This is a genomic window from Thermaerobacillus caldiproteolyticus (assembly GCF_013761245.1).
Classification (GTDB): Bacteria; Bacillota; Bacilli; order Bacillales; family Anoxybacillaceae; genus Thermaerobacillus; species Thermaerobacillus caldiproteolyticus.
Window position 1 is genome coordinate 270,029 of the sequence record NZ_JACDUT010000003.1, and the last position, 14,634, is coordinate 284,662.

The 14,634-nt window shown below is 38.6% G+C and carries 13 protein-coding genes and 1 pseudogene; 10 read left to right on the top strand and 4 right to left on the bottom strand.

From position 1 onward, the window contains the following. The first annotated feature begins 102 nt into the window (after positions 1–102). The 7 genes and pseudogenes from HNR31_RS06615 to HNR31_RS18605 all read left to right on the top strand — a co-directional run. On the top strand, positions 103–1,338 hold the full coding sequence (locus HNR31_RS06615; protein ID WP_181555468.1) for an IS110 family RNA-guided transposase: 1,236 nt from the start codon (positions 103–105) through the stop codon (positions 1,336–1,338). 513 nt (positions 1,339–1,851) lie between these two features. Continuing rightward, positions 1,852–2,058 (top strand): hypothetical protein, encoded by a 207-nt coding sequence (locus tag HNR31_RS18600; protein ID WP_258561024.1) that lies wholly within the window; start codon positions 1,852–1,854, stop codon positions 2,056–2,058. A 246-nt stretch (positions 2,059–2,304) separates the two neighbouring features. Then, positions 2,305–2,613 carry a hypothetical protein gene (locus HNR31_RS06625; RefSeq protein ID WP_181555469.1) on the top strand — a complete coding sequence of 103 codons (309 nt, stop codon included), beginning with the start codon at positions 2,305–2,307 and terminating at the stop codon, positions 2,611–2,613. A gap of 289 nt (positions 2,614–2,902) precedes the next feature. Continuing rightward, positions 2,903–3,457, top strand: coding sequence for a T6SS immunity protein Tdi1 domain-containing protein (locus tag HNR31_RS06630; RefSeq protein ID WP_181555470.1), 555 nt, complete (start codon positions 2,903–2,905; stop codon positions 3,455–3,457). Positions 3,458–3,793: 336 nt separating this feature from the next. Beyond that, the gene (locus tag HNR31_RS06635) at positions 3,794–5,092 is read left to right on the top strand and encodes a pre-toxin TG domain-containing protein (protein ID WP_181555544.1); all 1,299 of its coding nucleotides are present in this window, start codon (positions 3,794–3,796) and stop codon (positions 5,090–5,092) included. Between the two features lie 28 nt (positions 5,093–5,120). Beyond that, on the top strand, positions 5,121–5,465 hold the full coding sequence (locus tag HNR31_RS06640; protein ID WP_064551988.1) for a hypothetical protein: 345 nt from the start codon (positions 5,121–5,123) through the stop codon (positions 5,463–5,465). 216 nt (positions 5,466–5,681) lie between these two features. Further along, positions 5,682–5,882: pseudogene (locus HNR31_RS18605) on the top strand (pre-toxin TG domain-containing protein); the annotation flags it as partial. On the opposite strand, the gene HNR31_RS19240 reads toward HNR31_RS18605, so the two are convergent. Next, positions 5,856–6,023 (bottom strand): hypothetical protein, encoded by a 168-nt coding sequence (locus HNR31_RS19240; protein ID WP_374058291.1) that lies wholly within the window; start codon positions 6,021–6,023, stop codon positions 5,856–5,858. The pseudogene HNR31_RS18605 and the gene HNR31_RS19240 overlap by 27 nt on opposite strands. Before the next feature lie 943 nt (positions 6,024–6,966). After that, positions 6,967–9,315 (bottom strand): N-acetylglucosaminidase, encoded by a 2,349-nt coding sequence (locus HNR31_RS06650; RefSeq protein WP_309505629.1) that lies wholly within the window; start codon positions 9,313–9,315, stop codon positions 6,967–6,969. 768 nt (positions 9,316–10,083) lie between these two features. On the opposite strand from HNR31_RS06650, the gene HNR31_RS06655 reads away from it, so the two are divergent. The 3 genes from HNR31_RS06655 to HNR31_RS06665 all read left to right on the top strand — a co-directional run bounded on the left by HNR31_RS06655 (position 10,084) and on the right by HNR31_RS06665 (position 12,324). Then, positions 10,084–11,124 carry a zinc-dependent alcohol dehydrogenase family protein gene (locus HNR31_RS06655; RefSeq protein ID WP_181555472.1) on the top strand — a complete coding sequence of 347 codons (1,041 nt, stop codon included), beginning with the start codon at positions 10,084–10,086 and terminating at the stop codon, positions 11,122–11,124. A gap of 171 nt (positions 11,125–11,295) precedes the next feature. Further along, entirely contained in the window at positions 11,296–11,766 is a 471-nt protein-coding gene (locus HNR31_RS06660; RefSeq protein WP_220129426.1) for a C40 family peptidase, read from the top strand. 417 nt (positions 11,767–12,183) lie between these two features. Next, positions 12,184–12,324: a hypothetical protein gene (locus tag HNR31_RS06665; RefSeq protein WP_181555474.1), complete on the top strand. Its 141-nt coding sequence runs from the start codon at positions 12,184–12,186 to the stop codon at positions 12,322–12,324. Between the two features lie 285 nt (positions 12,325–12,609). Here the strand turns inward: HNR31_RS06665 and HNR31_RS06670 are convergent, their stop codons facing one another. Then, on the bottom strand, positions 12,610–13,203 hold the full coding sequence (locus tag HNR31_RS06670) for a class D sortase (RefSeq protein WP_181555475.1): 594 nt from the start codon (positions 13,201–13,203) through the stop codon (positions 12,610–12,612). Continuing rightward, complete coding sequence (locus tag HNR31_RS06675) at positions 13,204–14,520, bottom strand: processed acidic surface protein (protein ID WP_181555476.1); 1,317 nt, start codon at positions 14,518–14,520, stop codon at positions 13,204–13,206. It lies immediately after the preceding gene. Positions 14,521–14,634: the final 114 nt, after the last annotated feature.

The window sequence follows — 14,634 nt, forward strand, 5'->3', positions numbered from 1 at the left end:
ATGGACAGGCTGATGTACCAATGCGCACCGGAAGGTGAACGCTCGAACTAAGGTTGCCGCCATGGGAGTCATCATCAAACTCAATGGATTGGGGGAGGATGTATGCATCACAAACAACGGCATATTTACGTGGGGATTGATTTACATAAACACCATCATACGGCGGTTATCATCAACTGTTGGCATGAAAGATTAGGAGAGATTCAATTTGAAAATAAGCCCGCGGCTTTTACGGATTTTTTCATCAAGGTTCGTCAATTAGTACCTGAGAATATGACACTGGTCTTCGGTTTAGAGGACGTTGGTGGATACGGACGAGCATTGGCAACGTTTTTAGTTGATCATGGGCAAATGGTAAAAGAAGTGAATCCCGCTTTGTCTTATGCCGAACGTAATAGTTATCCTACGATGCAAAAAAGCGATAGCTGGGATGCGGAATGTGTAGCGAGAGTTCTTGTAAACAAACTAGATTTTTTGCCGGATGCAGAGCCAAAGGATGTATATTGGTCTATTAAACAGCTAGTCACAAGAAGAAACGCCCTTGTGAAAGCCCAAGGGGCGCTGAAAAACCAGCTTCATGTACAATTAAGCCATCATTACCCCAGCTATAAGAAATTTTTTGCGGAAGTAGACGGAAAAACAGCATTAGCATTTTGGGAAAGATATCCGTCACCATCGTGTTTAGAGGAAGTAAGGATAGATGAGCTTACTGCTTTTTTACAAGCTGTTAGCCACAACACTTGTTCAAGAAAGAAAGCAAAAGAAATACTAGAACTTGTGAAAACAGATAGAACGACCACCAAACAATACCAAGAAACACGGGATTTCCTCGTGCAAAGCATGGTGAGAGATTTGCGCTTTAAAAAGCAGGAAATGGCATTGGTCGAAGGAGAACTAAGAAAATTAATGAAATTACTCGATTACCAACTGGAGACAATGCCGGGGATTGATGTAGTGACAGCATCCGCCTTGGTTGCCGAGATTGGAGATATTCAGTGTTTTCCAAATGCCAATAAACTTGCTCGTTATGCGGGAATTGCGCCTGTGCATTTTGGCTCTGGAGGAAAAGGAAAAGACCACAAAAGCAAACAAGGCAATCGAACGTTACATGCGTTATTTTATCAATTAGCGATACAACAAATACAAGTGGCAAAAGAAAGTAAAAAGCCAAGGAATCCTGTATTTTATGAATACTACCAACGCAAGCGAAAGGAAGGCAAAACAAAAGGACAAGCACTGGTTTGTATTATGAGAAGGCTTGTGAACGTTATATATGGCATGATGAAGAATAAAACCGCTTATCAATTGCCGAATATAACAGAGCGAAAGGTAATTTAATAGGTGGTCTTTTTTTATAATAGCTTTTAAGATTACTACATAGGGTACGAGTAAATTTACTTATAATAATTTACCAAAGAATCCAAAGGAACTGCTGGAAGATGGTTGGAAAGATGTAACTCCAGATGGAATGAGAAAAAATACAAACTCAAGAGAGTACGAAGATCCACGTACAGGAATAAGAGTTAGATTTGATCCTGGTAAGCCGGGTGCTCCAGGGTTTGAAGGAAAGGACCATTACCATATTTATAACCCTAATCGTACAGGTAAAGGTGATTATTACTTGGACAAAAACGGTAATCCTGTTCCTAAGGGTTCGAAAGCTTCTCATATATTACCTTAAAAGGAGATATACAAAATGAAGCCTTCACAATTTCTTAATCTATATGTTTTACATGATAGCTTTGTAGAAGATATAAAATATCTTATAAATGAAAACAAATTAGAGTTAGTAATCGAATTATGTAATTGGAAGCAAAAATTTTATACAGATACAGAGATACAGAACCCGAGATGGCAAAATATAAATTAGTTTTTAAAGGAGTATCAAAGTTTGAGGCTATTCCAAATACACTAGTAGATTACGATGATATTTTAGAAGTAGAACTTTTATCGAGTGAAATGAATAATGAAACGGTTAAATTTGTTTTGAAAGGTGAAGAAGATGTGAAAATTCTTACCGTTCAAGCTGCAGAAGTAGATTTTATAAAATTGGACTAACATATTTTCATTAAACATGAAAAACTTTGAAAGGGTGTATATCATTCTTTCAAGGTTTTTATTGTTGCAATAGTAGGTGTCGAACCTATCACTTCCTCGTATCTATACCAAGCAAAAGCCTAAAGATGGCTGATGATGTTCGGAAGTAGTGAGTCAATTCAGACGAGCTGAAAATGACAATATCCATTATTCGAAGAACGGTGCACATATTGTTCTTGCAAGACCATAGAATGGGGAGAAAGAAAAATGGATGAATTTATCAAGGTGTTAAATCATTATCCCAATGGAACCAAACTGATAATAGAGTGGAAAGATGGATTGCGTATTAAAGGTTTATTAGATACTATTTATGAAACAGACAATGGGCTGGAATTAGAAGATGAGGACTACGATGAATACTTTGCTTGTGCTTTAAAAATCTTGTCCATTGAGAATAATCCGTCCGGTAGGGTTTTAAGCGAAAATACTTTATTAGAAGTATCAAAACAAAATAAACCAAGTAAAATTTTTTTAGAGAATGGCGTATTGATATGGCAAGATATGAATGATAAATAACAAATATTTTACCCCTGAGGATTATCTACTCAGGGGGATTTTTTGGTGTATGGAATGCCGAATAAACCGCTTGTGGTACAATATATACATAACCCAAGAAACTTCTACATGATAATTTTTTAAGTTATAACGTACGCACAACAGGAGTTAAAAAAGATGCCCTATTTTATGATTGCCATCAGCTTTAAAAAATTGAAAAATCGTCAGTGGCCACCAATTAGAGATATTGCGAAAATAATGACTCAAGAAGAAAGAGAGTTGCCCTTTTAAATATTGAGGTGACTTATTAATGGGAGATACACAAAATATATTTAATCATTTTAAATTAGAAGAGAAAGTCTCCATATCAACAGTTGAGAAGTATAAAGAAAGAATTTCCTCAGAAGTTGTTGACATTTGGGAACAATATGGTTTTGGTAGTATTTTACAAGGTTATCTAAAAATAGTGAATCCTGATAAATTTCAAGATCTTTTAGAAGACGTATATATACGATATCAAGAAGCCATTCCGTTGTTCGCTACATCAATGGGAGATATAATCGTTTGGGAAAAGGGGAGATATTTAAACCTGTTGAACTTTAGAAAAAATGAGGTACATGTTATTTCAGCTGGATTTGATTTTTTCTTTGAGGATTTAAACGATGAGGCCTTTTTAGATGAGGAATTAAATTGGTTTCCTTATCCAGAGGCGGTTAAGAGATATGGGGAACCAGAGTTTGATGAATGTTTTGGCTACGTACCTCTTCTTGGATTAGGTGGACCAGAAAAAGTAGAGAACTTGAAAAAGATTAAACTGATTGAACATATTTATTTAATCACCCAATTTATGGGACCCATAGAATAAATATTTAGAATATATCTTAACTTGATCAATCAATGTTCAGTAAACATTATCTATATTAGTTGTTAGATTACTTCTATTTTCAGCCTTGATGGGCTTTATGCCTTTCAAGGTTTCTTTTTTGGCGGAGGATATCAGTGCCTAATAAGCCACTTTCTCCGTTACTAACAAATATAACCCTAATTTAAATTAGCATATTAATTTCGGGTATTTTTTTCAAATTATTTTGGGTCTGTTTTCTGAAATTGAGCCAATTTTCATATTTACTCTGTGCAGGTACTCTTTTTTATGAAATGAGAAAGGAAATCGCCTAAATTAGCGAAAGATAGTGGAGCTATAATACTGACGATTCGGGTCAAGCCGGAAGAGCTGGAAACGGTAGCAAAGTATGTCCCCTATGCAGAAGATGCCTGCCAGCGTGCGCGAACCTCTCTTTCTTGGGAACTTCCCTCTCTAGCCATGGAGATTCCCGGTATCGGCTCTGCCGTCATCCATGAGCTTACAGACGAACTCCTTCATTGGCTCCAGCGATATGAAGAAAAGCTGAATGAAGCGGAGGAACTGTTGTATCGGACGGCAGCGGCAATCAGACAGGCAGACCAAACGCTTGCTGACAACATGAAGGAATTCGGTTTAGAGCTTCTTGGCTGGTACGATGTGCAGCGATTGTTCGGAGAATACGATCCAGTGACTGGAGAACGGATTTCAGGATGGGACCGCTTGGTTGCGGGAGGAATGTTATTGGCTTCTTTTGTTCCTCTGGTCAAAGGAGCAGGCGTCGCCGGTAAAGCCGCGATCAAAGGAGCGAAAGCGGCGGAAACAGCGGTGGATGTTTCCAAATTGGTCTCGCAAACGAAAAACGTCCTCAATTATAATAAAATCAAACCGTTCTTCCAAACGATCTATCACCAAGTCATCAAAGGGCCAATCACCGAAACAATCCGGTCGTTCAAAAAGCAATGGGAGAACTTCCGCGAAAATGTTGGCTCTGTCCTACAGGGATCGCGGCTAGCCGTCGATGGAGTTGGAGCGGTGTCAAATGGACAGATGATAGGAATCGTGGATGAATCCGCCAACTCGGTGCGCTTTTCGATGAGTCAAGCGGTGGATGGTGTGGTGGATAAGGGAAATGCTGTAGGCGATAGGGTAGTAAAAAATGAGGCTGATATCATAGCAGAAAGAGCAAAAAATTTGGATTTAACCCCAAGGGAAACACCGTATAAGATTATGGGTAGTAAGAAAATGAAGATATTAAATGAAAAGGTCAAAAATAGAACAATAACACGAGAAGAATGGAAACAATTGGAATGGAGCAAGAGGTTTAAAAGAAGAAGGGATAGGGGTGTAGATAATTTTTGGGAACAAGAAAAAGTTCGGGTAATGAACGGTAATCCGACTATAAATTGGGCGCCAGAACAAATCAAAGACATTTTGAATGGAAATATACCAAAACACAATGGAAAGCCTATAATTGGTCATCATGCATATAGTGCTTCTAAGTATCCACAAATAGCTGACAAAGGGGAAATTATTTATCCAGTTACTTTTAGAGAACACTTGTATCGTTGGCATGGTGGTAATTATCGAGATAGTCTTCCTAGAAGACCAATAAACGATTCAATTCCAAATGATTTTTAATCGTTGATATTGAAAGGAGGTTATTTAATTGTCAAAAATACTAGTATTACTAGACAAAAATACTGTTCAAACAAAGCATTTGGCGATGGTAAAAAAATATACTAACTTAGGTCTTGGTGATATAAAAAATAGAATAGAGAATAGTAGTCCCATTTTTGAATGTGACTTATTCAAAAATGAGGATGATGACGCCAAACTTGAGAAACTCATTACTGATTTAACAAATAATGGAGTGAAGATAAAAATTTACGAAGAGGAAATATCGAGTGATAAGGAAGTTTCTATTAAGTATTTAATGAACAGGTTAAACAGATTTAAAGAAATTCAAGCTCAAAATGAGTTGTTAGATGACCTTATGTACGGCGATGATTGATACTCCTATAGCCCATCCCAAACGAGTAATTACTCGTCTGGGATTTTTATTTGTTTAACCGCTTTAATAAGATAATGTAATAATATTACACATTGAAGTAACGTATACGTCCATCATTACGGATGATCCTTTTTAATAGCGAAGCAGGAAAATCCCCCAAATTGGCACAAGATAAGAGAAGCTGCAATGACGACGATTTGAGTCAATCCGGAAGAGCTGGAAACGGTAGCTGAGCATGTCCCCGATGCGGAAGACGCCTGCCAGCGTGCGAGAACCTCGCTTTCCTGGGAACTCCCCTCTCTCGTGATGGAGATTCCCGGAATCGGATCTGATGCCATCCATGAACTCAGAGACGAGCTTCTTCATTGGCTCCGCCGCTATGAAGAAAAGCTAAATGAAGCGGAGGAACTGCTGTATTGAGTCGCGGCCATGCGGCACCAGCCAGTCATAACGCTCTGTAAACACTTTAACGGAACAGGAAGAATCATCACAAAACCATTTTCGAGAAATAAGCGGGAGTCGAACAGGCTGATCAGCGATAGGAAGATCTTGAATCACACGTGTATACCGACTATGCGGGCGAGAGGAAACATGATGACAGGCAGGGAGAAGGACGTTCTGTTGCTTTTTGTTAAACGTAAACTATCATCGAAATCAGACACATCTAGTAACTCAATAGTTGAATCAAGAGGAAACCGAGAAAGGTTAATCATCGTTACGAACCTCTTTATTTTTATGATATTCTATTATATCCACGTAGTTATATAGAAAATCATCTCCCCAAATTAGCGTAAGAACTATGTTATTACCGTTGATTACAAACCTCTCTTATTCAAGTGGTGTAAAAGTTCAGTTCAGCTAAATTTTTATATCGAAAACTAGCGATAACTTATAAATGAAAGAAGCGACTTTTCAAATGTTATATTTGAAAGGTTTAATGTGACATTATTTGTCGGAAATCAAGTTAGATAAAAAAGGATCAGTTGGAATCAAAGGCAACCGGCTTATCGAGCAAAATCTTCCCGTGCTTTTATTCTACAGCATTTATCGAATAGTAAATGTTTCATATTTGCAGATGCTGAACGATTACGTGAGAAAAACAACAGTGACTCAACCGTTGGGCGTTTGAGTCACTGTTTTAGAGACGGTTCATCACTAGTAGACAGTAACTAAAGTGAAACAACAAGGACGAGAAGTCAAATCATGCCCTCATTGCCATTATTCTGACTAAACGGAGTTTTCTTTCTTGTGACGAATCATATGCAGTGGGGGATGATGACAGCCTTGACGGTATACTTGCATTACTACTAGTTCATTTGAACGAACAACAAGAAATCATAGAGGATGTATTGGGGTGCGCCATCAGTGAAGGAACTGTTGTCAAGATGACTCGGCGCACCCGATAGATTTTCGAAGAAATCGACAATCACATTCGGGCTCGTTTCTTGTTTTCCATCATTAGTTTGTTCATAATCAAAAATATCATATTTGTGTTCGATTCTCAGTAATCGTCGAGATGTATTCTATAGAAAGGAACATCAAATGTTAAGGTATAATGGTCCAACAGATCATATAGCTGACTCAAGTTGCGGGCTTGTTTGAATGCCCAGCCGATGTCTGTCGCACGTTGATGAATTCCAGGGTTAGCCGGATTCCATCTCATTTTGTAAAGCGTGTCTTGTTTATAGGCAGGGTTGTTAATATATTGGTTAGCGATATATTCCGCCCCGCCGATAATAGCAGCCTCCGGCGTAAACCAGCCTTGTTTATAGGCATATTCAGCACCGCATTGAATTGGACAGTTGTTATTAGTACCAATTCCATACATATTGTATACTTTTTTTGGTTCGACAGGCTTCCCGTCCACCGTGTCTACTAATACACCATTAGCCAATTCCGAAGTTCCATTTCTTGTTTCTGATAAGGCTTGAGAAATTAAGTAAATCTCATTAATATGATATTTCACCCCAGCATCGATAAAAGCTTGTCCTTTTCCCGCAAGAATCCCTTTATTGGCTAAAATTTTATTATTTAAATCATTTACTGGGACACCTGCATTTTCTGATAAAACAAGGAATTGGAAGAATTCCTTGCTGCTTCGGCTGACTCGTTCAGGATCAAGGTATGCTTGCACATCTTCCCGTTTCGCGTTTTTCCAAGGACCAAACTTAATTTCATACCATTTCCCTACTTTACCTACAACATCGACAACGTCTCCCTGTTTCAGCGTTCCTACTACCCAATACGTGGTTCCTGTTCCTTCATGGACATTTAATGTTTTAGCGGTGACAGTTCCTTTTGTTGGAAATCTATTTGGTTGCTGAACTTGGATATAATTAGAATGTACATAAGATTTGTTATTTTGATATAAATCCGTTTGCGGATTGGTTGACATTTGGGTAGTTAGTGCTGTTTCAAGGTGTAAGTAATATGACGTATAACGGATAGTTGGACGGATTTGAGTGTTGTCCTTTAACACATACCCGATACGTCCAGCGATGTTGATGACAAAAGTGTCGCTTTCTTCCCGGAAGATCGAATAGATGACCTTGGGCTTAATGGTCGCAATTTGGACTGGAGCACCGTTTGAGTCATCATAAACGGGCGTATCAGATAATGTGAAAAAGGTTTGGTTTGTTGGATAAGGATCGTTATTATGTTCATTTTTGATATTAATTCGAAGTGGCGGTCTTGTTGCTTCTTTCCAAACATAACCCAATTCCTGGCCATATCTCACCATGTGCCAATTCCCGATATCATGCAATCTAGAGAACACTTGTCCTTTTTCTAAGTATGCGATCGGCACTAATTTTCCTGAACGATTATCATAGATTGGCACACGATCTTCAATCACTTCAAAATAGCGATCTGTAGTTTTGAATGGTAATTTTACTCCATTTTTATGAACATAACCTGTCCGTCCTGATACATCCACTGCATACCAGTTTCCGTAATCTTTTAAGATTGGATAGCTAACTCCTTTTTGAATCGTTGCAAACTTTACTAGCCGGCCAGATGAATTATCATATACCGGAACATCGGCGATGGTGGTGAATGTTTTCCCAGACGGGGCGAGAGAATTGATATTTCGAATCGTTGCACCGTTAGAAGGCTCTGTTGCCGCTTTCCAGACAAATCCGTAGCCTTTACCATACTTGATTTGGTGCCAATTCCCGTAATCTTTTACTCTTGGAAATTCTTGCCCTTTTTCGAGAGAACCGACTTGAACAAGTTTTCCTGTGCTGTTATCGTAGATTGCTAATTTATCGGTTGTCACTTTAAAATACTTCGTACTTGCAGTAAACGTAGCAGTTTTTTTTTGTTTAATGGATGCAATCGATGCACGGATTGTTGTCGATGGTTGTGTTGCTTCAGTGGCATTCGATTGCTGATTTGATGTGGAATCAACTTGATTCGTTGCATTGGTTTGAGGATTCAGCTTGTTCTCTGTGCTTGCCGGATTTGTCTCCTCGTTTTGCACAACCGTAATGGCAGGGGATTTTTCTATATAAGCCAATTGATTTCCGATGATAATTTCGAAAGAGTTTTCTAACTCACGGAAAATCGGATATTGACTTCCTTCTATGAAATATCCGATGATATCATTGGCCTGTGATCGAATCACTGTTTTCTCTTTTGTTTGTATATATGGAATGGTTGAATCGTTTGCATCGTATGAATAAGCTTCAAACGGCTGAGAAGGATCGACCGTTTGTGTATTGGTAGCATCTATGTAAGCGAGTTCTTTTCCCCACTGAAAATACACGCGGTCTCCTTCCAGTTTGGCTGCCTTCAATATCAAACCTTTTGTTAATTCTCCGATGACTTCAGCTGTTTCAGCGTTTTTCACCGGTGCGGTGTCTTGTGAAATTTGGACATAGGTACTAGTTTCATTGGTATTCTCAGAGGCCTTCACGGCATAAGCAGGAGAGAATACATAGGAAACTAGCAAAAACAAGATGGAAAGTATTGCATATATTTTTTTGGTTTTGGCAAGCATCTCCATCCTGATTACTAAAATCTAGCCATCGCAATGATTACAGCATGTTGCGGGCGATGGATTTCGTCACGACATAGATTTTAGTAATCAAGTTTTACACCTCCTTATATTGGTAATCTATCAATACAAATTATATCATTTTTTCCAGCATATTCACATATATAAATTCAGTTTGAAATTCCGACATGTTTAACCAATGGGATAGATACCTGTGCATGCGATCCTAAAAGTAGACAGTATAAAATCAGTTAGAGTAGAAGGAATCAGGGGGAAACCGCTCTTATTCCTTTTGTCTTCTTATCTTTTCGTGAAACAGTTATCAAGATGAGAAGGGCGTGCCTGATAAGACTTAAATTAAGCAAAACGAGCACAGACGAAAATGCTTGATGAAAAAGCGTTGGAATACGCGCAGTAACAGGCGGGGAGACAGCCATTGATGTATATTGAGGTATTGAATCGATTTCGCTCTTTTTAGCGAAGAAGGAAAAGAAGGTATATAGAAAGGAAAAAAAGCAAAAACTTGATATATGGTATGTTTGGTATGTTGAAACATGCAGTCCATTTTCTGTAAAACGAAAATTGAAAAGATAATAACTTTTCTCTAAGGAGGAACCAAAAATGAAAGCTCTTACATATTTGGGAGCAGGAAAAAAAGAAGTAATGGAAAAACCAAAACCGAAAATTGAAAAGGAGACAGATGTAATTGTTAAAATTACAAAAACAACGATTTGCGGAACGGATTTACATATTCTTTCCGGAGATGTTCCTACTGTAGAAGAAGGGCGAATTTTAGGCCATGAAGGTGTAGGGATTATCGAAGAGGTTGGTTCCGGTGTGAAAAATTTCAAAAAAGGCGACAGAGTGCTGATTTCTTGTATTACCTCCTGCGGAAGATGCGAAAATTGCAAAAAAGGTTTGTATGCTCATTGTGAAGATGGAGGATGGATATTAGGGCACTTAATTGACGGAACCCAAGCAGAGTATGTAAGAATTCCGTATGCAGACAACAGTCTTTACCCAATCCCGGACGGCGTAGATGAAGAGGCTCTCGTTATGCTTAGTGATATTCTTCCAACAGGTTTTGAAATTGGCGTGCTAAACGGAAAGGTTCAGCCGGGACAAACCGTTGCCATTATCGGAGCTGGCCCCGTAGGCATGGCAGCTCTATTAACCGCCCAATTTTATTCACCTGCAGAGATCATCATGGTTGATTTAGACGATAACCGTTTAGAAGTTGCGAAAAAATTTGGTGCAACTCAAGTGGTTAATAGCGGTGACGGTAAGGCAGTTGAAAAAATTATGGAATTGACCGACGGGAAAGGTGTAGACGTCGCGATGGAAGCCGTCGGAATTCCTGTAACGTTTGACATTTGCCAAGAAATTATAAAACCAGGCGGCCATATAGCCAATGTAGGTGTTCATGGAAAAAGTGTTGAGTTTCATATTGAAAAATTATGGATACGTAACATTACGTTAACAACCGGTCTTGTCAACACAACTTCTACACCAATGTTATTAAAAACTGTTGAGGCCAAAAAATTGCAGCCGGAACAATTAATTACTCATCGCTTTGCCTTTTCAGATATTAGGAAAGCGTATGAGGTATTTGGCAATGCAGCAAAAGAAAAAGCATTAAAAGTCATTATTTCCAACGACTAAGTTTTCTTTTTATTAATACAAAATCCATCCATTCTTGACTTTTAGAACTCGTATCATTGCTTATTATACAATGATGCGGGTTCTTTTTCCCTGCAAATGCTTGACTTAGTACCTGCCACCGCCCGAGTTATTATATCTCCTTTGATTCCCATTTAAAAATAGGTGCTTTTTATGAAACACTTGTCCAATCAAATGACAGGAAATCGGAATGTTATGGATTATAGCGATTATGTAAAGAGGGAGATTCATATGCTGGCGGATCAAATTATTTTGACAGGTCGACGATATTTAGGAACACCTTATGTATTTAATGCTCCATCTTATCGAACAGATATGTTTGATTGCAGTTCGTTTACACAGTACGTTTTTGGTGTGAATGGCATTTCTCTTCCTAGAAACTCCCGGCAACAATTTTTAGTAGGTACCCCGGTTCCTTTACACCAGATTCAGAAGGGGGACTTATTGTTCTTTACGACGAAAAAAAGGAAGAAAAGAAACGGAATTGCTAAAATTGGACATGTTGGGATCTATATAGGAAATAATCAAATGCTTCATACGTACCGCCAAGGAAAAAAAGTAACCATCACAGAGTTAAATTCATATTGGAGGAAAAATTTTATCGGTGCTAAGAGAGTATTGTAAGCTTCAGTTTTAAATTACAAGCAAATGGGTTAACAACCGGGACTTGCCAAAGAAAGGCGATGTGAAATAGACATCTCTGAATAGATATTTCCTTCATTATTCCCCTGTTTAGAACCGCTGTTTCATCTCTCCAATTCCCCTGAGGCGCAATTTTATGACTTCTTTTTTGTAATGTTCTTCATTTCTGCTGCTCAGAAAAACGACGGGACCTTAAAAAATCATTTGACTTTCTTTAAGTTCTAAGGGCTGAATTTTGCCATTCTGTGTGAAGCCCAACATAGTCGAATTGGTGCGTCTTTTTTGAGTATAATACTTGCTTAAGTGATTCCTGAACAAACTTAAATAATGTAATATTAAAAAATACGATGGAATGACGAACTTGGAGGTAGCAATGGAACTTTTGGAGTATTTAAAGCCTTGTCCAATGAAACGAGGCTGTGGGATCATACAGCGGAAGAGATCAAATTTGCTGCATTGTTCGTTCGGGATGTTCCGTTATATGAAAAAGAGCGTCTTTGGATAGGTAGTGGAAAGGAACTCACCCCGAAACGGATTTGAAAATATGTTCGATTAATTCAAAGGCAATCGGACGTTCCGGCGATTTTGTTTTCGTAGCCTCACGAAGGTACAAATCAAGGTGGTCATTGTGAGCTGAAACTGGCGGTACAGCCAATTGCTAATTAATCACTATATTTCTTGTAATTGAAAAAAAGGAAGAAAGGGGATGAACCCAAAAAGTGATGTATACTTTTGGGTCAGCCCCTTTTTGCATGTAGCCGGATTTTTGATGGAAATGAAATAGGTTTTAGTTAAATTCATAGAGAGTGAAGGGATAAGCAGATATCAATTCCTCACCTTCACTAAGTTAGCGATGAGGATATACCGCTTTGGTGCCGCGCCTATGTAGTGAAATGGATAACACGTGGATACCGTTAAAGTGGCTTTTGGCTTTGGCACAATCACGGTTCTGTCATCGGCATCTACAATTCGCACTTTGCGAACTTTATAGGTAAACTCTCCAGCGACTGTTTTGACAATCAGCAAGTCTCCTTTTCCTACCTCGCCCAGTTTGCGAAAGACGGTGTCCCGATGTCCGGCAAGGACGCAGTTATCTGGCTCTCCCGGTAGGACGCTTCCAGCGTAATGACCGACTCCTTTTTCTAACTCATCTTCATTGGTGCCATGATAAATCGGAAGACTGGCGTTCAGCTTCGGAATGATGAGCTCCCCAATATTTTCGCCCAGTTTTGGTTGGCGCGGATAAATCGCTGCAGCAGTCTTTGTCGGTGTAGATGTTGCTTTTGTTGCTGTCTCCTTTGGCAACGGCTTTGCGGCGTTGATCCCTTTTTCATATTTGTAGCCGTTGAGCAAGACGAGAGCGAAGCCAACTGCCATCAAGACAATGCCAAGAAGGCGAACGATTCGTTGCTTTTGCATTTATTTTTTTGCCCCTAATATTTTTCTCGCTCGGAATAGAAACGCTCCCGCAGCGATGAATACAACGCCCATAAGCATATTTGTTGCATATGGAGAAGCTGTTTTTGGAAGTTTTGCTTCTTTCACCGTTCTTTTTACCGGTTTTGGTGTTGCGTTTTTCTCAATCTTTGCGACTTTTCCGATGTTCTCTAAATCTTCGCCTACGTCTTCAAATAAATCAGCGTTGAACATGTCTGCCGTCAACGTGAAGTCGGCAAGCAGTTCGCCTTGTTTGTTATAAATTTCGATCAAGAGGTCATAGCCGTTTGTTGACTCCATCGTTAACAGCGTGGATAGACTTAATGGCTTTTTCTCCCCATTTTTCGTCAAATAAAATTTCACGTCTAATTGGAAAATATCAAGTATATCATGCATCACATCAGCAATTTCCGCTATTTGTGCTGGAGACAATTCTTTTGCCCCTTCAAAATCATACGAACTAATGGCTTCAAGCCGCTTTCCGAGTTCTTCTATTCGGCTTGCGAATTGTGGATCTTCTATATTAAGTGAATGGAAGTGATTATACAATTTTTCAAGTTCAGCGTCTGTTAGACCAAGTTCTTCAAAATCAGGAAGCATATAATTGACAATGGCTTCTGATAGTTCTTCTACTGTCGCATAGTTGTCTAAAGAATCGTTATTTGCCACAAGCAATTCTTCCAATTGTTGTCGTGTAAGTCCGAGTGTGTCTAAAAGTTCGTTCAATGTTTCTTCCGTAAGAGGAGTTAAGCTTTGATAATAATCAACAGCATCAGCCAATTCGCCAATGGAGCTGTAATCTTCTAATGATTCATTATGGCTGTTAAGAAGTGCGAGTAATTGTTCTTTCGTCATATTGCGCTTTTGTAAGAAATCGGAAAGCGTTTCTTCGGTAATCGGTGTTGAATCTGATTGTTCGAGAAGAAAGTCGAGGTATTCCTCTAAGTCGTTATAAAACTTAAACGCTTCCGTAATTTCTTCGTTTGGTTCTAGTTCACCGTTATCGATAAGAAGTTGCTTTAATTCATTTTTTGTTAAGCCGTAATTTTTAAGTAATAGTTCTAAATTTTCTTCTGTCAATATATCGCCAAGCTCGTTGCGAAGATCGTCAACATCTTTAAAATCCTCCAATGTATAGCCATCATAGCTCAAATATTCTTCCAGTTCTTCTTGTGTCATGCCGATCTCGTTTAGGTAGCTTTGGAGCTCAGGATCATTGGAATTAATCGCAAAAGCAGAAGCAGGCAATGTGGCGATTGCAAGAGATGCCGCAATAGTAAAAGAAATCAATTTTTTCATAGAATAACCCCCATAGCAAAATAATACTAATTTAGTATAAACAAAAACCAAATAGCTTAAAATAACAAAATATATAACATTAATGTAATAAATTTTAATTTGGATGAACGCGTA

Excerpts from the sequence above, each read along its gene's own strand:
- HNR31_RS06615 (WP_181555468.1), top strand. The coding sequence starts at position 103 with ATGCATCACAAACAACGGCATATTTACGTGGGGATTGATTTACATAAA.
- HNR31_RS06670 (WP_181555475.1), bottom strand. The coding sequence starts at position 13,203 with ATGCAAAAGCAACGAATCGTTCGCCTTCTTGGCATTGTCTTGATGGCA.
- HNR31_RS18600 (WP_258561024.1), top strand. The coding sequence starts at position 1,852 with ATGGCAAAATATAAATTAGTTTTTAAAGGAGTATCAAAGTTTGAGGCT.
- HNR31_RS06675 (WP_181555476.1), bottom strand. The coding sequence starts at position 14,520 with ATGAAAAAATTGATTTCTTTTACTATTGCGGCATCTCTTGCAATCGCC.
- HNR31_RS06655 (WP_181555472.1), top strand. The coding sequence starts at position 10,084 with ATGAAAGCTCTTACATATTTGGGAGCAGGAAAAAAAGAAGTAATGGAA.
- HNR31_RS06660 (WP_220129426.1), top strand. The coding sequence starts at position 11,296 with ATGAAACACTTGTCCAATCAAATGACAGGAAATCGGAATGTTATGGAT.
- HNR31_RS06630 (WP_181555470.1), top strand. The coding sequence starts at position 2,903 with ATGGGAGATACACAAAATATATTTAATCATTTTAAATTAGAAGAGAAA.
- HNR31_RS06625 (WP_181555469.1), top strand. The coding sequence starts at position 2,305 with ATGGATGAATTTATCAAGGTGTTAAATCATTATCCCAATGGAACCAAA.